At 46.7% G+C, this 22,862-nt stretch carries 22 protein-coding genes; 8 read left to right on the plus strand and 14 right to left on the minus strand.

The window, feature by feature from the left end; all coding sequences use genetic code 11:
- Positions 1-90 precede the first annotated feature (90 nt).
- Positions 91-924, plus strand: coding sequence for a sensor domain-containing diguanylate cyclase (locus tag QMY49_RS14550; RefSeq protein WP_005451004.1), 834 nt, complete (start codon positions 91-93; stop codon positions 922-924).
- 2 nt (positions 925-926) lie between these two features.
- Here the strand turns inward: QMY49_RS14550 and QMY49_RS14555 are convergent, their stop codons facing one another.
- Entirely contained in the window at positions 927-2,450 is a 1,524-nt protein-coding gene (locus QMY49_RS14555) for a YifB family Mg chelatase-like AAA ATPase (RefSeq protein WP_283312147.1), read from the minus strand.
- 463 nt (positions 2,451-2,913) lie between these two features.
- Between QMY49_RS14555 and ilvG the strand changes: the two genes are divergently transcribed.
- From ilvG to ilvA, 5 genes are read left to right on the plus strand one after another with little or no spacing between them, the layout of a single operon-like run.
- Entirely contained in the window at positions 2,914-4,560 is a 1,647-nt protein-coding gene (gene ilvG, locus QMY49_RS14560; protein WP_283312149.1) for an acetolactate synthase 2 catalytic subunit, read from the plus strand.
- Between the two features lie 11 nt (positions 4,561-4,571).
- Positions 4,572-4,856 carry an acetolactate synthase 2 small subunit gene (gene ilvM / locus QMY49_RS14565; RefSeq protein WP_005440786.1) on the plus strand — a complete coding sequence of 95 codons (285 nt, stop codon included), beginning with the start codon at positions 4,572-4,574 and terminating at the stop codon, positions 4,854-4,856.
- Between the two features lie 12 nt (positions 4,857-4,868).
- Positions 4,869-5,807 (plus strand): branched-chain-amino-acid transaminase, encoded by a 939-nt coding sequence (gene ilvE / locus QMY49_RS14570; protein WP_114092187.1) that lies wholly within the window; start codon positions 4,869-4,871, stop codon positions 5,805-5,807.
- 13 nt (positions 5,808-5,820) lie between these two features.
- Positions 5,821-7,662 carry a dihydroxy-acid dehydratase gene (gene ilvD / locus QMY49_RS14575; protein WP_283312153.1) on the plus strand — a complete coding sequence of 614 codons (1,842 nt, stop codon included), beginning with the start codon at positions 5,821-5,823 and terminating at the stop codon, positions 7,660-7,662.
- Positions 7,663-7,666: 4 nt separating this feature from the next.
- Entirely contained in the window at positions 7,667-9,214 is a 1,548-nt protein-coding gene (ilvA, locus tag QMY49_RS14580; RefSeq protein WP_005429804.1) for a threonine ammonia-lyase, biosynthetic, read from the plus strand.
- 37 nt (positions 9,215-9,251) lie between these two features.
- On the opposite strand, the gene punR is transcribed toward ilvA, so the two are convergent.
- On the minus strand, positions 9,252-10,154 hold the full coding sequence (gene punR, locus QMY49_RS14585) for a DNA-binding transcriptional activator PunR (protein WP_005451018.1): 903 nt from the start codon (positions 10,152-10,154) through the stop codon (positions 9,252-9,254).
- A 153-nt stretch (positions 10,155-10,307) separates the two neighbouring features.
- Here punR and punC point away from each other — a divergent pair, with 153 nt between their 5' ends.
- On the plus strand, positions 10,308-11,513 hold the full coding sequence (gene punC / locus QMY49_RS14590; RefSeq protein ID WP_009699672.1) for a purine nucleoside transporter PunC: 1,206 nt from the start codon (positions 10,308-10,310) through the stop codon (positions 11,511-11,513).
- Positions 11,514-11,595: 82 nt separating this feature from the next.
- On the opposite strand, the gene QMY49_RS14595 is transcribed toward punC, so the two are convergent.
- Positions 11,596-12,372 (minus strand): transporter substrate-binding domain-containing protein, encoded by a 777-nt coding sequence (locus QMY49_RS14595; RefSeq protein ID WP_009699091.1) that lies wholly within the window; start codon positions 12,370-12,372, stop codon positions 11,596-11,598.
- A 122-nt stretch (positions 12,373-12,494) separates the two neighbouring features.
- On the opposite strand from QMY49_RS14595, the gene QMY49_RS14600 reads away from it, so the two are divergent.
- On the plus strand, positions 12,495-13,235 hold the full coding sequence (locus tag QMY49_RS14600) for an amino acid ABC transporter permease (protein ID WP_009699092.1): 741 nt from the start codon (positions 12,495-12,497) through the stop codon (positions 13,233-13,235).
- An 85-nt stretch (positions 13,236-13,320) separates the two neighbouring features.
- On the opposite strand, the gene glmU is transcribed toward QMY49_RS14600, so the two are convergent.
- From glmU to QMY49_RS14655, 11 genes are all read right to left on the minus strand, one after another.
- Complete coding sequence (gene glmU / locus QMY49_RS14605; RefSeq protein ID WP_017191013.1) at positions 13,321-14,682, minus strand: bifunctional UDP-N-acetylglucosamine diphosphorylase/glucosamine-1-phosphate N-acetyltransferase GlmU; 1,362 nt, start codon at positions 14,680-14,682, stop codon at positions 13,321-13,323.
- Positions 14,683-14,831: 149 nt separating this feature from the next.
- On the minus strand, positions 14,832-15,254 hold the full coding sequence (locus tag QMY49_RS14610) for a F0F1 ATP synthase subunit epsilon (RefSeq protein ID WP_005429758.1): 423 nt from the start codon (positions 15,252-15,254) through the stop codon (positions 14,832-14,834).
- 18 nt (positions 15,255-15,272) lie between these two features.
- Positions 15,273-16,676: a F0F1 ATP synthase subunit beta gene (gene atpD, locus QMY49_RS14615; protein ID WP_005451025.1), complete on the minus strand. Its 1,404-nt coding sequence runs from the start codon at positions 16,674-16,676 to the stop codon at positions 15,273-15,275.
- A gap of 35 nt (positions 16,677-16,711) precedes the next feature.
- Positions 16,712-17,578 (minus strand): F0F1 ATP synthase subunit gamma, encoded by an 867-nt coding sequence (gene atpG, locus QMY49_RS14620; RefSeq protein ID WP_005440806.1) that lies wholly within the window; start codon positions 17,576-17,578, stop codon positions 16,712-16,714.
- Positions 17,579-17,622: 44 nt separating this feature from the next.
- Positions 17,623-19,164, minus strand: a complete 1,542-nt coding sequence (atpA, locus tag QMY49_RS14625; RefSeq protein WP_005451027.1) for a F0F1 ATP synthase subunit alpha — start codon at positions 19,162-19,164, stop codon at positions 17,623-17,625.
- Positions 19,165-19,177: 13 nt separating this feature from the next.
- Entirely contained in the window at positions 19,178-19,711 is a 534-nt protein-coding gene (gene atpH / locus QMY49_RS14630; protein WP_017191014.1) for a F0F1 ATP synthase subunit delta, read from the minus strand.
- 14 nt (positions 19,712-19,725) lie between these two features.
- The gene (gene atpF / locus QMY49_RS14635) at positions 19,726-20,196 is read right to left on the minus strand and encodes a F0F1 ATP synthase subunit B (RefSeq protein WP_005451032.1); all 471 of its coding nucleotides are present in this window, start codon (positions 20,194-20,196) and stop codon (positions 19,726-19,728) included.
- Positions 20,197-20,267: 71 nt separating this feature from the next.
- Positions 20,268-20,522 carry a F0F1 ATP synthase subunit C gene (gene atpE / locus QMY49_RS14640; protein WP_002540812.1) on the minus strand — a complete coding sequence of 85 codons (255 nt, stop codon included), beginning with the start codon at positions 20,520-20,522 and terminating at the stop codon, positions 20,268-20,270.
- A gap of 55 nt (positions 20,523-20,577) precedes the next feature.
- On the minus strand, positions 20,578-21,390 hold the full coding sequence (gene atpB, locus QMY49_RS14645) for a F0F1 ATP synthase subunit A (protein WP_005451034.1): 813 nt from the start codon (positions 21,388-21,390) through the stop codon (positions 20,578-20,580).
- An 8-nt stretch (positions 21,391-21,398) separates the two neighbouring features.
- The gene (locus QMY49_RS14650) at positions 21,399-21,788 is read right to left on the minus strand and encodes a F0F1 ATP synthase subunit I (RefSeq protein ID WP_005440813.1); all 390 of its coding nucleotides are present in this window, start codon (positions 21,786-21,788) and stop codon (positions 21,399-21,401) included.
- 189 nt (positions 21,789-21,977) lie between these two features.
- Complete coding sequence (locus QMY49_RS14655) at positions 21,978-22,859, minus strand: ParB/RepB/Spo0J family partition protein (protein ID WP_009699096.1); 882 nt, start codon at positions 22,857-22,859, stop codon at positions 21,978-21,980.
- Positions 22,860-22,862: the final 3 nt, after the last annotated feature.

Here is a 22,862-nt window from a genome sequence, read left to right on the forward strand (position 1 = left end):
ACAATAAAAACAATTCATTGCTCAAACAATAGCCAATCGAACGCTCTTGTGGATAATATGCGCCCTATTTATTATTTGCGAGAGCCATACATGCACATCGATCCTCAATACGCTTCCGAACAAAACTTAATGAGCGTTCTTTCCAAGAACTTTCCGGGTTTTATCGCTGTGCGAAAAGAGACAGGTGAACATGTCGCCCTCAACCAGCGCTACCGTGCTTTCTTCGAAGAAGACATTCTCGGCATCAGCTTAGACAACATGATCACAGATTGTGATAACGAAGACCTACGAGATCTGTTACTTCAATGCAAACGCAACGACCAAGCTTTGATCGACAGCAAAGCCCCGATGCGAGTGGATATTGAAACCTTTCAAAATCACCACTTTGAATCGATGCGCTACCTTACCGAAGTTAATGGTGAGCGTCATATCGTATTGATGGCATGGGATATAACAGCGCGTATCGAAGAACAAAACCAGTTAAAACAAAGCCTGCATTACGATCACCTAACAGGTGCATTAAATAAAAAAGCGTTGATGTCAGCCATACAAAAGGGCTGTGACTGCTGCGTTGTGGCTTATCTTGATTTGGATAAATTCAAGCAAGTTAACGACACTTATGGTCATGCTATTGGAGATAAAGTACTGATCGACTTTGCCACCTTAATGATGCAAAAACTGGGAGAGAATGGCACGCTCTACCGGGTTGGTGGTGATGAGTTTGTCGTCCTATTTGATTGCATGCCATTATCCAGTGCTCAAGACATCCTGTTGAATATTCGCCAATTTGTAGAAAATGATATCCATCTACATGGTATCTCATTCAGTTTTGGCTTGGTGGAGTGCCAAGGGAGTCTTGAGCAATGTATCGAGCGTGCTGACCAAGCACTCTACCAAGATAAACGCAACCGAAAGCAGGCTTAAATTTATACTGCCTGCGCCGTCAACTGTTTGAGTAATCTATCCATCGCTCGATACCCCAATGCTTCAGCAAGGTGAGTTCGTTCAATTTGTGGTGAACCTTCCAGATCAGCGATAGTACGCGCAACTTTGATGATGCGGTGATACGCGCGAATCGACAATCCCAAGCGGTGCAAAGCGTTCTCTAGAAACTCGGCATCGCTTTTTTGTAGCGGGCAAAACGCTTCAATCTCTCGACTGCCCAACAGTGCATTAACCTTACCGCTGCGATTGAGCATATCATTGCGTGCTTGATTTACTCGTTCCTTGACCGTCGCTGTTGGTTCCCCTCGATCGCCCCCTTCAGATAATGTGCCTTTCGGCAAAGCAGGAATTTCCAGCGACATGTCAAAACGATCTAGAAGCGGACCTGATAAACGTCCAAGGTAGCGCAAAATAGCTTGTGGATTCGTCCGTGCTTGATTCCCTTCATAATATCCTGTCGGACTGGGGTTTAATGCACCAACCAATTGGAATCGAGCAGGAAAGCGCGTTTTACCTTGTGCTCTAGAGATAATAATTTCTCCTGACTCCAAAGGCTCTCGCAAAGAATCGAGCACCTTACGGTCAAACTCCGGCATCTCATCTAAAAACAACAACCCATTATGAGCTAGAGATATCTCGCCCGGTCTTGGTACTGAGCCACCTCCGACTAAAGCAGCCATTGAGCTGGAATGGTGCGGAGCGCGGAACGGTCGCGTCTTCCAATTGTGTTCATTGATTTCACTTTGAGTCAGCGACGCCACAGAAGCGGTTTCCATGGCTTCTTCATCGCTCATCTCTGGCAATAAATCACATAGCCGTGATGCCAACATGGTTTTACCTGTACCTGGAGGACCAAGAAAAAGTAGGTTGTGATTGCCAGCCGCAGCAATTTCTAAAGCGCGTTTACCTTGTTGTTGACCAATGATGTCTTGTAAATCACGACCGTGCGTTTTGGTCTCTTTTTTCTTCGGGGTTTGATATAAATTCAATTGATGCTGACCACAAAGCTCAGCACACACTTCCAGTAACGATTGGGCTGATTTATGCTGCTCTTTACCCACTAATGCCGCTTGATCACCATTCGCATGAGGCACCACTAAACGACGCTGTTTTTTGTTCGCAGCCAACGCAGCAGGTAGCACGCCTTTTACAGGTCTCAGCCCTCCAGAAAGGGCTAATTCACCAACAAATTCGTAGTTTTTGAGCTTATCTGTCGCGATTTGTTCTGAAGCAGCCAAAATCCCTAATGCAATCGGCAGATCAAAGCGCCCACCTTCTTTGGGCAAGTCAGCAGGAGCCAAATTGACCGTAATTCGTTTTGCTGGGAACTGAAAGTTGGAATTAACGATCGCACTTCGGACACGATCTTTCGATTCTTTTACTGTGGTTTCCGGTAGACCCACCAGCGTAAACCCCGGCATCCCATTGCTGATGTGGACTTCCACGCTTACCGACGGCGCTTGCACACCCACACTTGCTCGACTATGAATGATTGCCAGCCCCATAATTTCCTCAAATTTTTGTTCGTTATATAACCAGATGTTTTCTATATGGATATGTTATATAGCCTGTCCAGAATGGTACTTAATGTGAAAAAAGAATGACTTTTTGCTTGTCATGCAGCAGATTTGTGTGTTACCACTAGTGACGCAAACATTTTCGTAGAACATTACACACTACTTTTTAACGAAAAAAAGAACGACAGACAGATGAACTTATTCGCTCACAACAACTCACTGCTAGCCCTGATTATCGTGGTCATTATTGGCACCGCGCGGGGTATTGTGGGCGAAAGATAACCACAAATTACGAAAAACCCCCGCACTGAAAAGTCCGGGGGTTTTTTTACAACTACAAGTTGTCATCTGTCTAACCCTCAGACAGCTTAACGGGAAGAATGGGAGTGCACATGAAGTGCAAAACACATGGCGATAGCTACGAGCCACAACGTAGCAAAGGAGGTTTACGATGACCGGTGCAGAACTAGTCGTAGCCGCTTTAAGGCAACAAGGCATCGAAACGGTGTTTGGGTATCCGGGTGGAGCCATCATGCCGATCTACGATGCCTTGTATGACGGAGGTGTGGAACACATCTTATGTCGTCATGAACAAGGGGCAGCCATGGCCGCCATAGGGATGGCCCGCGCAACACAAGACGTTGCGGTTTGTATGGCAACTTCCGGACCAGGAGCCACCAACCTTGTTACTGGTCTTGCCGATGCCTTTCTCGATTCCGTTCCTCTAGTAGCCATCACAGGTCAGGTTGCTAGCTCTCATATCGGTACCGATGCATTCCAAGAAATGGATGTGATTGGTATGTCCCTAGCTTGTACCAAACACAGTTACCTAGTGACCGACATTGAAGACCTTGCTCCAACACTTGCCGAAGCGTTCGAAGTTGCAAAAACAGGTCGACCAGGTCCAGTGATTGTCGATATCGCCAAAGACGTTCAGCTTGCCCAAGCCCCCATAGAACTTCTGCCTCCTTTTGTTCCACCAGCCCCTCCATTAGCAAGTGACGCCGATATCCAGCGCGCACAAGAAGTACTTGCCGCTTCAACTCGCCCAGTTTTATACGTCGGCGGCGGTGTACAGATTGCCAAAGCGACAGATGCAGTACGCGAGTTTCTACGGTTAAACCCAATGCCAGCGGTCAGCACGCTGAAAGGCTTGGGCACCATTGAACGTCATGACCCACACTATTTAGGTATGCTGGGTATGCACGGCACTAAAGCTGCGAACCTAGTAGTTCAAGAATCTGACCTTTTGATTGTGGTTGGGGCTCGTTTTGATGATCGTGTGACGGGCAAACTCGATACCTTTGCGCCGCATGCCAAAGTGATTCATATCGATATCGATGCAGCCGAAATTCACAAGCTTCGCTATGCTAATGCACCACTTCGCGGTGAAATCAGCAAGATTCTTCCTCAACTAGAACTGACTCAAGATATCTCCCCTTGGGTGCATCACAGCGAAAGTCTGCGTAGCGGATTCAAATGGCGTTACGACCACCCAGGCGAGTTGATCTACGCACCGCTACTACTCAAACAACTGTCTGACATGATGCCGGATAGCTCAATTGTGTCGACCGACGTCGGTCAGCACCAGATGTGGGCAGCACAACATATCCAACCACGCGATCCGCAAAACTTCATCACTTCGGCCGGTCTTGGCACCATGGGTTTTGGTCTGCCAGCCGCAATGGGTGCCGCGGTCGCACGTCCTGATGATCAGTCTATCCTTATTACAGGTGACGGTTCATTTATGATGAACGTGCAGGAGTTGGGCACGCTAAAGCGTCGTCAGATTCCAGTGAAGATAGTCCTTCTTAACAACCAACGTCTTGGCATGGTTCGCCAATGGCAGTCGCTATTCTTCGACGGTCGTCATAGCGAAACCATTCTTGATGACAACCCAGATTTCGTGATGCTTGCAAAAGCCTTCGATATCCCGGGCAAGACCATCACCAAGAAAGAAGAAGTCGAACCGGCTCTCAAAGAGATGCTAGAAAGTAAGACTTCTTACATGCTTCACGTTTTAATCGATGAGGAAGAAAACGTGTGGCCACTTGTACCGCCAGGTGCATCAAATAGTGACATGTTGGAAAACACTTAAGAGGCAATCACATGGACAGATATTTACTCGACATCAAAGCCGACGACAAACCGGTACTGTTAGAGCGCGTTCTTCGTGTGATTCGTCACCGAGGCTTTGTGATCAAACAAGTCGCAGCTACCCAAAACCATGAAAGCAAAGTAGCCAGCGTAGAGATCATCGTCGACAGCGATCGACCTATCTCGTTCTTGGTCAATCAAATTGAGAAGTTGTGGGATATTCGTACCGTAGAAGTACTTAAGATCCGCAACGATGAACTCCCAAATCACAACTTACAACAACACGTAAGTGCATAAGGAAGGCAATAAATGGCAACGAAAACTGCAGATTACATTTGGTTTAATGGCGAGATGCTCCCGTGGGCTGAAGCGAACGTTCACGTTCTTACTCACGCAATGCATTACGGCACCTCTGTTTTTGAAGGCATACGCTGTTACAACACGCCAAAAGGACCAATTGTCTTCCGTCACCGTGAACATGCGCAACGTCTAAAAGATTCAGCCAAGATTTACCGCTTCCCGATTCCATACTCTGTGGAAGAAATTATGGAAGCAACACGTGAAACCCTTCGCCAGAACAAACTCGACAGTGCTTACATTCGTCCATTGGGCTTTGTGGGCAATGTTGGTCTGGGTGTTTGCCCGCCTGTTGGCACAGAAATGGATCTGATCATTGCGGCTTTCCCTTGGGGGTCTTACCTAGGTGAAGAAGCGTTAGAGAAAGGTGTTGATGCGATGATTTCAAGCTGGAACCGTGCAGCACCAAATACTATCCCTACCGCAGCGAAAGCAGGTGGTAACTACCTATCTTCACTGCTCGTCGGCGGTGAAGCTCGTCGTCACGGTTATGATGAAGGCATCGCTCTCAGCGTAGATGGTTACTTATCAGAAGGCGCAGGTGAAAACATCTTTGTTATCAAAGATGGCGTCATCACAACACCACCAGCAACCAGCGCTATTCTGCCAGGCATCACTCGCGATTCAATCATGACCATTGCGCGTGATAAAGGCTATGAAGTTCGTGAAGCAAACATTGCTCGTGAAGCCCTTTACCTTGCTGACGAAGTCTTCATGACAGGCACAGCCGCTGAAGTCGTACCTGTTGCAACCATCGACAAAATTGAAGTAGGCAGCGGTAAGCGCGGTCCTATCACCAAAGAACTACAAGCGGCCTATTTCGGCCTATTTAACGGCACCACGGAAGATAAGTGGGGCTGGTTAGACTATGTGTACCCAGAACAGAAGTAAGAAGGATTAGGAAATGCCAAAATATAGATCAGCAACCACCACACATGGTCGTAACATGGCGGGAGCACGTGCATTGTGGCGTGCCACTGGCGTCAAAGAAGAAGACTTCGGTAAACCAATCATCGCAGTAGTAAACTCATTTACTCAGTTTGTTCCGGGTCACGTACACCTGAAAGATATGGGTCAGCTTGTAGCACGCGAAATCGAAAAAGCTGGCGGTATCGCAAAAGAATTCAACACCATCGCCGTTGATGATGGTATCGCAATGGGTCACGGTGGCATGCTGTACTCATTGCCTTCACGCGAACTGATCGCAGACTCCGTTGAGTACATGGTAAACGCACACTGTGCCGATGCTATGGTATGTATCTCTAACTGTGACAAAATCACTCCGGGAATGTTGATGGCATCAATGCGTCTCAACATTCCTGTTATCTTTGTTTCTGGTGGTCCAATGGAAGCGGGTAAAACCAAGCTTTCGGATCAGATCATCAAGCTAGACCTTGTTGATGCAATGATCCAGGGCGCAGATCCAAAAGTTTCTGATGAGCAAAGCGAACAGATCGAGCGCAGTGCATGCCCAACGTGTGGATCGTGTTCAGGCATGTTTACCGCAAACTCGATGAACTGTTTAACTGAAGCACTCGGTCTTTCTCAGCCAGGCAACGGTTCTATGTTGGCGACTCACGCAGACCGTGAACAGCTATTCCTTAACGCGGGTCGACGCATTGTTGAACTGACTCGTCGTTACTACGAGCAAGATGACGAATCCGCATTGCCACGCAACATCGCAACCTTTGATGCCTTTGAAAATGCTATGGCACTGGACATCGCTATGGGTGGCTCAACTAATACGATTTTGCACTTATTGGCAGCAGCGCAAGAAGGCGAAGTCGATTTTGATATGGAAGATATCGATCGCCTGTCTCGCCAAGTACCGCACCTGTGTAAAGTCGCACCGTCCACTCAGAAATATCACATGGAAGACGTACACCGCGCTGGCGGTGTAATGGCTATCCTTGGTGAGCTTGACCGTGCAGACCTACTGCACAATGATGCGCGCACCGTACTTGGTCTTTCCATGAAAGAGCAGCTCGCAAAATACGACATCATCCAAACTGAAGACGAAGAAGTACTCAAGTTCTACCGCGCAGGTCCTGCAGGTATTCGTACTACACAAGCATTCTCACAAGATTGTCGCTGGGATCGACTTGATGATGACCGCGCTGAAGGTTGTATTCGTGCCAAAGACAATGCTTTCAGCCAAGAAGGTGGTCTAGCTGTTCTATCTGGCAATATCGCACTTGATGGCTGTATCGTTAAGACCGCTGGCGTTGATGAAAGCATTCTTAAGTTCACTGGTCCTGCCGTGGTTTTCGAGAGCCAAGAAGACGCCGTTGAAGGCATCTTAGGCGGAAAAGTTAAAGCGGGCGACGTGGTAATTATCCGCTACGAAGGTCCTAAAGGTGGTCCGGGCATGCAAGAAATGCTGTACCCAACCACTTACTTGAAATCGATGGGACTCGGTAAAGAGTGTGCACTTCTGACTGACGGTCGATTCTCTGGTGGTACATCAGGTCTGTCTATAGGTCACGCCTCTCCTGAAGCGGCAAATGGTGGTGCGATTGGTCTGGTAAAAGAAGGCGATATGATCGCAATTGATATTCCAAACCGTTCAATTTCACTCCAAGTATCTGAACAAGAGCTTGCTGAGCGACGTGCAAAACAAGACGAACTAGGCTGGAAACCTGTTGACCGCCAACGTGAAGTTTCATTTGCACTCAAAGCTTACGCAAGTATGGCGACCAGTGCTGACAAAGGTGCAGTACGAGACAAATCTAAGCTCGAGGGCTAGCTTTATGAGTCAACCCTTTCCCTTAAAACAGGAAAACCAATCTGGTGCAGATTATCTGCGCCAGATCTTGCGAGCTCCTGTGTATGAAGTTGCAACAGTCACCCCATTGCAAGAAATGCCTCGCCTTGCTGCACGCATTGGTAACAATGTGCAAATCAAACGCGAAGATCGCCAGCCCGTACACTCGTTCAAACTGCGCGGCGCTTACAACATGGTTGCAAGCCTGTCTGAAGCACAAAAAGCCGCTGGTGTCATTGCTGCATCCGCAGGTAATCACGCCCAAGGCATGGCGCTTTCGGGTACAAAGCTAGGCATAAAAACCACCATTGTGATGCCAAAAACCACACCAGATATCAAAGTCGATGCTGTACGCGGGTTTGGTGGCAACGTGGTGCTGCATGGCAGTAATTTTGATGAAGCAAAAGCGGAAGCTGAGCGCCTATCCGAGTTAAACGGTTATACCTTTGTCCCACCATTCGATCATCCACTGGTGATTGCAGGTCAAGGTACTATCGGCATGGAAATGCTGCAGCAAAATGGTCACCTGGATTACATCTTCGTACCTGTTGGTGGTGGCGGTTTAGCCGCAGGCGTAGCGGTGCTTGTGAAGCAGTTGATGCCAGAAATCAAAGTAATTGCGGTCGAGCCAGAAGACTCTTCATGCTTAAAAGCAGCTTTGGATGCTGGTGAGCCAGTCGTACTAGACCAAGTCAGCATGTTTGCCGATGGCGTCGCAGTAAAGCGCATTGGTGAAGAGACGTTTCGTCTGTGCCAAAAGTACATTGATGGGCATATCGCAGTCTCCAGTGATGAAATCTGCGCTGCTGTGAAAGACATCTTTGAAGATACTCGTGCTATCGCAGAACCTTCCGGCGCACTTGCTCTAGCGGGCTTAAAGAAGTTTGCTGAGCAAAACAAACTCGAAGGAAAAAATCTAGGCACCGTACTGTCAGGCGCCAACACCAACTTCCATGGTTTGCGTTATGTTTCTGAACGCTGCGAGCTTGGTGAGAAACGTGAAGGCCTGCTTGCGGTCACCATTCCTGAGCGTCAAGGTGCCTTCTTTGAGTTCTGTAACCTCATTGGCGGTCGTGCCGTAACGGAGTTTAACTATCGTTACAACGATGACGCACTGGCGAATATCTTTGTCGGTGTGCGTTTGCAAGGCGGTCAGGAAGAACTAGAAAACATCATCCATGACTTGCGTGATGGTGGTTACCCTGTGGTTGACCTCTCTGATGATGAAATGGCGAAACTGCATGTACGCTATATGATTGGTGGTAAGCCATCTAAGCCACTCAAAGAACGCCTCTACAGCTTTGAGTTTCCAGAATATCCGGGAGCGCTACTGAAGTTCTTGAGTACACTCGGTACCCATTGGAATATCAGCTTGTTCAACTACCGTAACCACGGCGCTGACTACGGACGAGTTTTATGTGGTTTCGAGTTAGATGAAAGCGATTTAGCTCAGTTTTCTGCGCATTTGCGCGAACTTGGCTATCAATGCAAAGACGAAACAGATAACCCGTCTTACAAGTTTTTCTTGTCTTAGAGCCGCCAAAGCCACTTTCCTTGAAAGTGGCTTTTTGTTAGTACTGCAGCCAATCCTGATGCAGTTTATTTGGTGTGCCTAAATAATCCACCATCCATTGAATCAACTTGTGATTGTCATCTTTACGCCACACCAAACAACATTGGCTCAACGGTTTATCATCCTCCAGGACTTTTTCCACCAGCACACCATCGTGGATCAGTGGCATGGCAATATGGCGCGGCATGTAACCGACTCCTACTCCATTCTTCAGACATTCGATCGCGCTATACCAATTAGGTAACAGCAGACGACGCTGTTTCGGATAATGACCAGTATGACGTTTTGGCAGCACGTTCGAGGTATCATCGAGACAGATCGCCGGAAATTGACTCACAAACTCTTCTGTCAGGACTTGCTGGCGAACACAAGGGTGCGCAGGTGACATAACAAATGCCCAATCCAATACCCCCATGTCTTTTACTTCAAAATCACCCCCAACTGGAATCGCTGACGTTGCACCGACGACAATATCAGCACGCCCTTGGGCAATCGCTTCCCATGAGCCGTTAAACACTTCCATGTTGATTTGCAGCTCAGCAAATTCAAACTCACGATAAAAATCTTCAACCAAAGGCTTAAGCTTATCGAGTTTAACCACGTTATCCAGTGTGAGCTTCAATGTTGACTGCCAACCATGTGCCGCGCGGCGAGTTTGCGCTTTCACTTCAGCCATTTGTCGTAGCATTAAACGCGCTTCTTCAATGAACAACTCTCCAGCTGGTGTCAGTTCCACTTTTCTCGGTAATCGACGGAACAACACTACATCGAGATCTTGCTCTACTTGACGAACACCGTAGCTGATCGCAGAAGGGACTTTATGCAGCACTTCAGCAGCCGCAGTAAAACTGCCCAATCGAGCAACGGTATCGAGCATTTCCAGTGAAGACTTGGAGAACATGATTTCGACCTTTCAAAATTTTTGATTGATAACCAATAATTTTAGCGTTTTATTTTCTTAAAATCGAAAAATAGAATGGCGAGGTAAATAAATCAGGGTTGGCGCCAACTGATATTAACTAAAAAATGATTAAATAATTTGATTGGTTGAATCATGAAAATATCAAAACTACAACTCGTTTACCTTGCAGCCTTGTCTATGCTTGGCTTTATTGCGACCGATATGTACCTACCTGCGTTCAAAGCGATGGAAATCGACTTTGCAACAGGTCCAGAACAAATCGCACTTTCACTGACCGTATTTCTTGTTGGTATGGCTTTTGGTCAATTGATGTGGGGCTTGGCTTCAGACAAATTTGGGCACCGTAATACGCTGGCAGCTGGTTTAGTGCTGTTTACTGTTGCTTCCTTCGGTCTCGCATTCAGTGAGCAAGTGTGGCAACTATTAGCACTGCGCTTTGTTCAAGCAATTGGTGTCTGTGCCCCAGCTGTTATTTGGCAAGCGATGGTGATCAAACGTCACTCTAGCAGTAGCCAACAGATTTTTGCGACCATCATGCCGCTGGTGGCTCTGTCTCCAGCATTAGCACCTCAATTAGGTGTACTGCTCGCAGATAGTTTCGGTTGGCACAGCATTTTTGTAGCGTTGACACTAATGGGCGTACTGCTTGTCGTTGCGACAATGGCGCAAAAAAATGACAAGGCAGAAACAAAACAAACCAGCATGTCGTCTGACATCAAAGCACTTCTAGGCTCTAAAACTTACCTAGGCAACGTGTTTATGTTTGCAACGGCATCTGCAGCTTTCTTCGCTTACCTAACAGGTATGCCAGAAATCATGTCTCAACTCGGTTACGAAGCAAAAGACATCGGTTTGAGCTTTATCCCACAAACCATTGCTTTCATGGTGGGTGGTTACCTAGGTAAAGTTGGTGTTCGCAAATTTGGTGATGAAAAAATTCTGCGTCAGTTGATCGGTTTATTCAGTGTTGCCGCGTTGCTTATCTTCGTAGCTTCGCAGTGGGAATTGACCTCCATCTGGCCAATCCTAGCGCCTTTCTGCCTGATTGCGGTAGCGAATGGTGCGCTGTACCCAATCGTAGTAAACCGTGCATTGGCAAGTGCGAAGCAAAGCCCTGCAACCGCAGCTGGTTTGCAAAACAGCCTGCAAATTACCGTGAGCAGCCTATCAAGCGCGCTAGTAGCAGCGATGGCAAGCCAAGCTCAGATGGTAACGGGTGTTGCAATCATCATCTGTATGGGTGGTCTGTGGATGGGTTACATCTTGTCTAACCGTGAATTGTCTAAACACTTCACAACTCCAGACAATGCTCGCGTAGTGAGTGAAGACGAGCTTTAGATTCAATTCAAAGTTATCTTAAAACAAAGAGCCGCTGCTGAGCGGCTCTTTTATTCTGTATTGGTAACAATAAGCAACGAACTTACATGCTCTTCAGTCCCCACTTTTCAGCGGTTTGCTCAAAGAAGCCTTGGGTTTTCTTCAACTCAACCCAATGATTGATGTAATTAATCCATACTTGATCATCTTGAGGTAGCAGCATCGCAATAGGGGTAGGCTTACGAGGCTCCTTCACCGGCACTATCGCTAGTTGCTTAAACTTGGTCACCAACGTTGCCGCTTCTACATTGGATGTTACCGATACATCAGCGCGGCGAGCTAATAATTCTTGGAAATCACGCGCAGGCGCTTCAATCACAATATGTTGTGCAGATGGAAAGAAATCTTTGACCATCTTTTCTTGCACTGTCCCCAGCGTAGCCGCCACTTTTACATCAGGTTTGTCAAAGTCAGCCCAATCAGAGAACTTCGCTAAGTCTTTCTTTTGTACAACAGGAACAAACGCAAGGTAGAAATACGGTTGGCTATAACCCGCAACTTTCGCTCGTGACATATTCAATGATGCACTACCCGTAATATCGTATTTGTTGGCAGTAATGCCATTGACTAGCGTTTTCCAATCGGTCGCGACGTATTCCACCTTAACACCAAGATCTTTAGCAAGCTCAGAGGTGACGTCGATATCAAAACCACGATAGCTATTGGTCGCTGGATCTTTCATCGTCATCGGATTCCAATCCCCTGTCGTCCCGACACGCAACACACCTTTATCTAAGATCTCTTGTAGACGACTTTCTGCATGAGCGACTTGAGTTATCGCAAGCAAACACATTCCTAGCGCAAGCAAAGTTTTTTTCATTTTCTATTCCCTTAAAAGAATGACGGTAGGAGATATTCCCTTTAATTATTAACCATTAGTACGGCTTCATTGATAACATAGCAGCAACAAAGGAAGTTTTTTAGTCAGTTCAGGGAGTAAATGTGAACTATCGACATCTATGCTTAGTTTCGCTGCTGTTTCTCACCGGTTGTTCCGATTATCAGTGGGGCTGGTATGTGCTTGACCCATCAACCGAGCAAGGGCTGACAAACATCAAGTTTTTGGTCGCCGGTTTTAATGACACGATCCAAGTGTCACTACTCAGCATGCTGTTTGCAATGACCATCGGATTGATCATTGCTCTTCCCGCCCTTTCTGACTCTCCAGTGCTCAAGTGGATCAACCGCGTTTATGTGGAAGTGATCCGCTCTATTCCCGTTTTGGTATTGTTGCTGTGGGTGTATTACGGAATGCCAACGTTACTCGATGTATCCTTAAACCACTTTTGGGCAGGTGTCATTGCGCTAACTATCGCAGAAAGTGCCTTTATGGCGGAAGTATTTAGAGGGGGAATCCAAGCCATCAGTCGCGGACAACACGAGGCAGCGGAGTCATTAGGGTTAAACTACTGGCAAAAAATGCGCTTAGTGATCCTTCCACAAGCATTTCGCCAAATCTTACCGCCGCTGGGGAATCAATTCGTTTATATCCTTAAGATGAGTTCGTTAGTCAGCGTAATCGGTCTAAGCGACTTAACAAGGCGTGCTAATGAATTGGTCGTGAATGAGTACTTACCATTAGAGATCTATACATTTCTCGTCTTAGAGTACTTGGTACTGATTCTTTTGGTCTCTCAAGCGGTTCGCTGGCTAGAAAAACGCATAGCGATTCCGAGTCACTAAACTCTCCCTTTCACAACACTAGATACAACAAAGCCGCTCAGATGAGCGGCTTTGGTTTATTTCGGTTAAAGAAAGCAGCTGAGGCTTACTTTTGTTTTACCGGGCGTTGCCAACCGGTAATTTTGCGCTCTTTCGCGCGAGTAATCACAAGCTCACCTTCTGCAACGTCTTTGGTTAATGTCGTACCAGCACCAATCGTTGCACCATCAGCAATCGTCACTGGCGCAACAAGCTGGCTATCTGAGCCAACGAAGACGTCGTTACCAATGATGGTCTTAAACTTGTTCGCACCATCGTAGTTACAAGTGATGGTACCTGCACCGATGTTAGTACGTTGACCGATCTCAGCATCACCTAGGTAAGTCAGATGGTTCGCTTTAGAGCCTTCGCCGATACGTGCGTTTTTCACTTCTACGAAGTTACCTACGTGAGAATCGTTACGCATTTCTGCGCCAGGGCGTAGGCGTGTGAATGGACCAACTGTACATTCTTCACCAACTGTTGCACCTTCAATCACACTGTAAGGACGAACCACCGTGTTATCATCGATTTCACAGTCTTTCAGTACGCAACCAGCACCGATTACGACGTTATCACCCAGTGATACTTTACCTTCGATGATCACGTTTGCATCGATTTCACAATCCATACCGCATTGCAGTTCACCGCGTAGGTCGAAACGTGCTGGATCACGCAGCATTACGCCTTGCTCTAATAGCTTCTGTGCTTGCATTGATTGGAATGCACGCTCAAGACGAGCCAGTTGAGCACGGTCGTTAACGCCTTCTACTTCAATCGCGTTTACTGGGTGCACAGCCTCAACCGCGCGACCTTCATCGTGTGCTGCCGCGATAACGTCTGTTAAGTAGTATTCGCCTTGTGCGTTTTCATTATTTAGACCAGCAAGCCAGCGTTTCAGGTCACCACCTGTCGCCACCAGCACACCGGTATTACATTCTTTGATGAGCTTCTGCTCTTCTGTTGCGTCTTTTTGCTCGACGATCGCCACTACTGGACCATTTTTGCGAATGATACGACCGTAACCCATTGGGTTGTCTAGCATCACTGTTAGTAGTGCAATACCGCCTGTTGGTTGTGCATCTAATAGGTTTTCAATCGTTTCAGCTGAAATCAGTGGAACATCACCGTAAAGCACCAGTACTTTTTCATCGTCTTCAAACTTCGGAGACGCTTGATCAACCGCGTGACCTGTACCTAGTTGCTCCGCTTGCAGTACCCAATTAACCGGCTCTTCTGCTAGCGTTTGCTGCATTTGATCACCACCGTGACCATATACTAGGTGGATGTTTTGTGCACCAAGACCTGTACATGTATCGATAACATGTTTTGCCATTGGCTTCCCTGCCAAAGTGTGTAGCACTTTAGGCATGTTTGAATACATACGGGTACCTTTACCCGCAGCAAGGATCACAGCACTGAATTTCATTAATAACCTATTGACGTTCTATTTTAATTGGGCGTTATTTTAAACACCTTGGAAGGATTAGTTAATGGTGAGATGTAAATTTCCAACTAAAATTAATCAAAAAGGCGACCAATTGGCCGCCTTTTTTCATGCAACGTTGCTAATTGAGCTTAGCGACGCTTTTTGGTCAGCTCGATAACTCGTAGCTGAGCAATGGCTTTAGCCAGTTCACTGGCCGCTTGTGCGAAGTCCATGTCACCATGCTGATTCTGGATTTGCTCCTCAGCGCGGCGCTTGGCTTCTTCTGCCTTCGCTGCGTCTAGATCTTCACCACGAATCGCAGTATCAGCCAGTACTGTAGCAGTACCAGGCTGAACTTCGACCATACCACCAGAGACATAAATGAACTCTTCGTGGCCGTGCTGTTTCACAATACGCACCATACCAGGCTTAATAGCGGACAGCAGCGGAGTGTGACCGTGGAAAATACCCAGTTCACCTTCGCTACCGGTCACCTGAAACGTTTCTACACGACCAGAGAAAATACGTTTCTCAGCGCTTACTACGTCTAGGTGAAAGGTTATTGGTGCCATATCGCCTCCTAGTTAGCCTTATAGCTTCTTCGCATTCTCGATAGCATCGTCAATCGTACCGCAGTACATGAACGCTTGCTCTGGAATGTCATCGTATTCACCAGCTAGTAGACCTTTGAAGCCACGTAGTGTCTCTTTAAGAGGTACGTAAACGCCTGGGTCACCTGTAAATACTTCCGCTACGTGGTAAGGCTGAGTTAGGAAACGCTCAATCTTACGTGCACGAGATACAACTTGCTTATCTTCTTCAGATAGCTCGTCCATACCTAGAATCGCGATGATATCTTTCAGCTCTTTGTAGCGCTGAAGTGTCTGCTGAACGCCACGAGCTGTGTCGTAGTGCTCTTGACCAACTACTAGTGGGTCTAGCTGACGAGAAGTCGAATCTAGTGGGTCGATCGCAGGGTATAGACCCATAGCTGCGATGTTACGGTTAAGTACAACCGTTGCATCCAAGTGCGCGAACGTTGTTGCTGGAGACGGGTCAGTCAAGTCATCCGCAGGTACGTATACCGCCTGTACAGACGTGATAGAACCTTGCTTAGTTGACGTGATACGCTCCTGAAGTACACCCATCTCTTCTGCAAGAGTTGGCTGGTAACCTACCGCAGAAGGCATACGACCTAGAAGTGCTGATACCTCAGTACCTGCAAGCGTGTAACGGTAGATGTTATCAACGAACAGAAGTACGTCACGACCTTCGTCACGGAAACGTTCTGCCATTGTTAGACCAGTCAGTGCAACACGTAGACGGTTGCCTGGTGGCTCGTTCATCTGACCGTAAACCATCGCTACTTTAGATTCTTCAGGATTCTCAACGTTTACAACGCCCGCTTCCTGCATCTCGAAGTAGAAATCGTTACCTTCACGAGTACGTTCACCAACACCAGCAAATACTGATAGACCTGAGTGTTGAAGTGCGATGTTGTTGATAAGCTCCATCATGTTAACGGTCTTACCTACACCTGCACCACCGAATAGACCGATTTTACCACCCTTAGCGAATGGACAAACCAAGTCGATTACTTTAACACCAGTTTCTAGAAGTGCTGTTTCGTTTGATTGCTCTTCGTAGCTTGGTGCTTCACGGTGAATAGAGTAAACCTCTTCTGCACCGATCTCACCACGCTCATCAATCGCGTCACCTAGGACGTTCATGATACGACCTAGAGTTTTAGTACCTACTGGTACTGAAATTGGAGCGCCAGTGTTAACCACTTCAACGCCACGACGTAAACCATCAGAGCTACCCATTACGATACAACGAACTACGCCACCGCCTAGCTGTTGTTGAACCTCAAGAACTAGACGCTCTTTAGATTCTGTAACGTTTAGAGCGTCATATACACTTGGTACTTCGCTCTGTGGGAACTCTACGTCGACTACCGCACCGATGATCTGTACGATCTTACCTGTAGCCATCGTTAATCCTCTAAACTATTTCGTTTTACCTAAGCTTAAACCGCAGATGCACCACCAACGATTTCCGATAGTTCTTGTGTGATCGCAGCCTGACGGGCTTTGTTGTACACAAGTTCTAAATCTTCAATCAAGTTGGTTGCGTTATCCGTTGCAGCCTTCATCGCAATCATTCGAGCCGCTTGCTCACAAGCAAGGTTCTCAACCACACCTTGGTATACCTGAGACTCTACGTAACGCACTAGAAGTGTGTCTAATAGAGGTTTTGGCTCAGGCTCATAGATGTAGTCCCATGAGTGCTCACGCTGCATCTCTTCGCTGTCCGATTTAGGCAAAGGTAGCAATTGATCGATCGTTGGTTGCTGAATCATAGTGTTCACAAACTTGTTGAACACCACATATAGACGATCCAGTTCACCTTCATCGTATTTCTTAAGCATTACGCCAACAGAACCGATTAGGTCTTCTAGGCTTGGGCTATCACCCAAACCAGAAACCTGTGCCGCAACTTTTGCGCCACCATGTTTAAAGAAAGCTGTTGCTTTTGAACCAATTACAGCCAGTTCAACTTCAGCACCTTTCTCTTTCCATGATTGCATGTCTGTAACGGCTTTCTTGAACACGTTAATGTTCAAACCACCACACAGACCACGGTCTGTCGAAACGATGATGTAACCAACACGTTTAGCTTCACGCTCTTCTAGGTACGGATGACGGTACTCTAGGTTTGCGTTAGCCACATGACCGATCACTTTACGCATTGTTTCAGCGTATGGACGAGAAGCTTCCATTGCGTCTTGAGAACGACGCATTTTTGAAGCTGCTACCATTTCCATCGCTTTCGTAATTTTCTGAGTGCTTTTAACACTACCGATTTTATTACGTATCTCTTTTGCGCCGGCCATCGTTACTCTCCGTTAGTTGGTGGCAGAAACTGCCACCGACCTAATTACCAAGTTTGGGTTGCTACGAAGTCGTCAGTCAGTTTCTTCAACTGAGCTTCAACTTCATCGTTGTATGCACCCGTCTTGTCGATCTCAGCTGCGAATTCAGCGTATTGACCGCGAGCGTACGATAGTAGAGCCGCTTCGAAATCTAGCAGTTTGCTTAGTTCAACATCTGCTAAATAGCCGCGCTCTGCCGCGAAGATTACTAGTGCTTGGTCAAATACAGACATTGGAGCGTACTGCTTTTGCTTCATTAGTTCTGTAACTTTTTGACCGTGGTCTAGCTGTTTCTTCGTCGCTTCATCAAGGTCAGACGAGAACTGCGCGAATGCCGCTAGTTCACGGTACTGAGCTAGTGCAGTACGGATACCGCCTGATAGCTTCTTGATGATTTTCGTCTGAGCTGAACCACCTACACGAGATACTGAGATACCTGGGTCAACCGCTGGACGTACACCTGCGTTGAATAGCTCAGTTTGTAGGAAGATCTGACCATCGGTAATCGAGATTACGTTAGTCGGTACGAATGCTGAAACGTCACCAGCTTGAGTTTCAATGATAGGAAGAGCAGTTAGAGAACCAGTCTTACCTTTCACTTCACCGTTAGTGAAACGCTCTACGTACTCTTCGTTTACACGAGCTGCACGCTCTAGTAGACGCGAGTGTAGGTAGAATACATCACCTGGGAATGCCTCACGGCCTGGTGGACGTTTTAGTAGTAGAGAGATCTGACGGTAAGCTACCGCTTGCTTAGATAGATCATCGTAAACAATCAGTGCGTCTTCACCGCGATCACGGAAGTATTCACCCATCGCACAACCTGCGTATGGCGCTAGATATTGTAGCGCTGCAGATTCAGAAGCAGATGCAACAACAACGATAGTGTTAGCTAGCGCGCCGTGCTCTTCTAGTTTGCGAACTACGTTAGCGATAGTCGATGCTTTCTGACCGATTGCTACGTAGATTGAGAAAATACCAGAGTCTTTCTGGTTGATAATCGCGTCGATCGCCATTGCTGTTTTACCAGTCTGACGGTCACCGATTACAAGCTCACGCTGACCACGACCGATTGGGATCATTGAGTCAACTGATTTGTAACCAGTTTGCACAGGTTGGTCTACCGATTTACGGTCGATTACACCTGGTGCGATTACTTCTACAGGCGAAGTCAATTTAGCTTCGATTGGACCTTTACCATCGATAGGCTCACCTAGTGTGTTCACTACGCGACCTAGAAGTTCTGGACCAACTGGCACTTCAAGAATGCGACCAGTACCTGTAACTTTCATGCCTTCCTTAAGGTCAGCATATGGGCCCATTACTACCGCACCAACCGAGTCACGCTCAAGGTTAAGTGCTAGTGCATAACGGCCACCCGGTAATTCAATCATTTCACCTTGCATCACGTCCGCTAGGCCGTGGATGCGGATGATACCATCGCTTACCGATACGATAGTACCCTCGTTGCGAGCTTCACTAACAACTTCGAAAGATTCGATACGTTGTTTGATCAGATCGCTAATTTCCGTGGAATTAAGTTGCATGCTCCAATCCCCATTAAGACTGCAATGCATCGCTCAGGCGGTTCAAACGACCACGCGCTGAGTCATCGATGACTAGGTCTCCGGCTCGAATAATAACCCCACCAAGTAGGGTCTCATCTACACTGCAATTCAGCTTCACTTTGCGTTCAAGACGCACTTCAAGTTTGCTGCCAATGTTTGCAAGTTGTTCATCAGAAAGTTCGCTTGCTGAAATTACTTCAACATCGATTTCTTTCTCATGCTCTTTCTTCAATAGGAAGAATTGTTCACAAACATCAGGAAGGGCCGTCAGACGGCCATTCTCAGCCATTACCTTAATCAGGTTTTGACCGTGCGCATCAACTTGTTCGCCACAAACTGCAACAAAGATTTCTGCCATTTTGTCAGCAGAAACAGAACCCGTTAGAAGTTCATTCATTTGTTCGTTTTTGGCAACTTCAGCAGCAAAAGATAGCATTTGACCCCATTGGTCTAGCTGATCTTTGTCTACAGCAAAGTCGAAGGCTGCTTTAGCATAGGGGCGTGCGATTGTAGTCAAATCAGACATATGCGCCCCCAGACTTAAAGTTTTGCAGTAATGTTGTCGAGAATATCTTTCTGAGCGTCTTTATCGATAGTACGCTCAAGGATTTTCTCAGCACCAGCTACAGCCAGAGTAGCAACTTGTTTGCGCAGCTCATCGCGTGCACGATTACGTTCAGCTTCAAGTTCTGCTTCCGCTTGCGCTAGGATTTTCTGGCGTTCTGCCTGAGCTTCCTCGCGAGCTTCATCAATAATTTGAGACTTACGCTTGTTCGCTTGGTCGATGATCTCAGTTGCTGTGCGCTTCGCTTCTTTCATCTGATCAGAAGCGTTGGCTTGTGCTAGATCCAAGTCTTTTGCAGCACGTTCCGCTGCTTGAAGACCATCAGCAATTTTCTTCTGACGCTCTTCGATCGCTTGCATCAATGGTGGCCATACATACTTCATGCAGAACCACACAAATAGTGCGAACGAGATTGCTTGACCTAGCAGAGTTGCGTTTATGTTCACAACAGCTACCCCTCTATTTGGACTTAGTGTTAATCAGTGACAAGCCTGAGCTCGTCCCGAGTTAAAGGTGATTAACCTAGTTGACCAACGAATGGGTTTGCGAATGTGAATAGTAGCGCGATTACGATACCGATCATTGGAACCGCATCAAGTAGACCTGCGATGATGAACATCTTAACTTGTAGCATAGGAGCCATTTCTGGTTGACGTGCTGCACCTTCTAGGAATTTACCACCTAGTAGTGCGAAACCAATCGCTGTACCAAGAGAAGCAAGACCGACGATAATACCTACGGCGATTGCAGAAAAGCTCAGTAAAGTTTCCATTACTATCTCCAATTTATAGTTGTTGGCTTAGTGCCCAAATAAAAAGCTTAAAAAATTAATGATCAGAGTCTTCGTGTGCCATTGACAGGTAAACAATTGTCAACATCATGAATACGAAGGCTTGAATCGTAATAACCAAGATATGGAAGATTGCCCACGGTAGTGAACCCATCCATTGCAAGTACCATGGTAGCATTGCCGCACAAAGAATGAATACAACCTCACCCGCGAACATGTTACCGAATAGACGCATACCAAGTGATAGAGGCTTCGCTAGTAGCGATACCACTTCAATCAGTAGGTTAAACGGAATCATCAGTGGGTGATTGAATGGATGTAGTGCAAGTTCTTTTGCGAATCCACCTAGACCTTTCACTTTGATGCTGTAGTAGATCATCAATGCGAAAACGCCTAGAGCCATAGCCATGGTGATATTCACATCAGCAGACGGTACAACCTTAAGATAAGGGATACCTAGCCAATGCTCTGCTGGGTACGGTAAGAAGTCGATAGGAACTAAGTCCATCACGTTCATCAAAAATACCCAACAAAAGATAGTCAGTGCTAAAGGCGCGATCAGTGGGTTGCGTCCATGGAACGTGTCTTTGACGTTTTCCGCGACAAATTCAACGATCATTTCTACAGCACACTGAAGCTTACCCGGTACACCCGCTGTTGTTCTCTTCGCTACTTTGTAAAAAATTCCGAGGAAGATTAAACCAGTAAACCAAGAAAAAAACAGGCTATCGATATGTACGTTCCAGAAACTTGTCTCCTCCGCTACTAGACCTAACTTGTAAAGAGATAGGTTAGTAAGGTGGTGGGCAATGTAACCGGACGATGTTAGCGCTTCACCTGGCGCAGCCATAACTCATCCTATTTTTTGTTGTTAATGAATAGCACTGGTGCACAGATATTAATACCTAGTACCAGCAAATAGGTTAGTTTGAGGGGAACAAGTTCCACCTGCATATACATGTAGGCTACGTAGAACAACACAACCGTGATGAGGATTTTCAGAACTTCGCCTGTATAGAAAGAAGCCGCGATACGCTTGGCAGCGCGAGCCCCACTAAACATAAAAGCACATAACGCAAAGACAGCATTGGCAACAACAAAAATGCCCCCACCAACCAGCGCTGAAATTCCCCATTCAGGATTCACGGCTATCGCCATTCCTGCAGCCACAAAAATAACCGCGCCAGACTGGATCATTAACAATTGCTTTGCGAGCTCTCGTCCTGGTCTAGCTAACGCAGCTACCATGTATTCGTACCTCTAGTAATATCCACTTTGCACTAAACTCTCTGTGCAGGGAAATTGGCGAAAATTATACGGTGAGAACAATTGAATGCAATTATATTGCATCAAAAACTTACAGTTTTGTTTACAATCCGACAACTTTCACACAAAATTCGATTATTTTGATTAATTGACCTAAATCAATTATCTCATCTAGGCCTCTAGCTTGGCAATCAGTTGATCCAATTTGTGAGGCTCATCAAGACTTATCGTCACTTTCGCTTTGCCGTTTGCAGAACGGACCAAAGAAACCTTAGCATCAAGCAGTTGACTCAATTTATGCGACATTTGCTCTGCTTCGATATCTTCTTGTTGAGCTTTTTGCTCATTCTGTGGGGCTAAGCACTTTTTTACTAACTGTTCGGTTTGGCGAACAGTCATTTGCTTCTTAGCTACTTGTTGCGCCACTTCGACCTGCTGTTCGCCTTCTAACGCTAACAGAGCTCGAGCATGACCCATTTCCAATTTTTTATCTGCAACCAGACCTTTTACATCAATTTCCAACTGATTTAGACGTAATAGGTTACTCACGGTCGTTCTCGATTTTCCGATCACATCGGCCACTTGCTGATGTGTCAACGTGAATTCATCTTGTAGACGTTCAAGCGCTTGCGCTTCTTCAATCACGTTCAAATCTTCGCGCTGAATGTTTTCAATCAACGCCATCGCTATCGCAGCACGGTCTTCGACCTTTTTCACCAAACAAGGTACACGTTTTAGACCGGCTTGCTTTGCCGCACGCCAACGACGCTCACCTGCGATGATTTCAAACTGACCGCTTGCCACTTGGCGAACCACGATTGGCTGAATAATGCCTTGCGATTGAATCGAAGCGGCTAGTTCTTCTAGCGCTTCTGGAGCCATATCTTTACGCGGTTGGTAAACACCCGGCTGCAATTGACCAATAGCCAAATCAGTCAACTCGCCATCAGCCGACAACGCTTGGCTTTGCGATGCAATGTGCTGTTTTTCACGAGCTAACGAACTGGTCGACAACAACGCATCCAGTCCTTTTCCTAGACCACGCTTAGACATAGG

Origin of the sequence: Vibrio harveyi, assembly GCF_030060435.1 — a bacterium.
Lineage (GTDB): Bacteria > Pseudomonadota > Gammaproteobacteria > Enterobacterales > Vibrionaceae > Vibrio > Vibrio harveyi.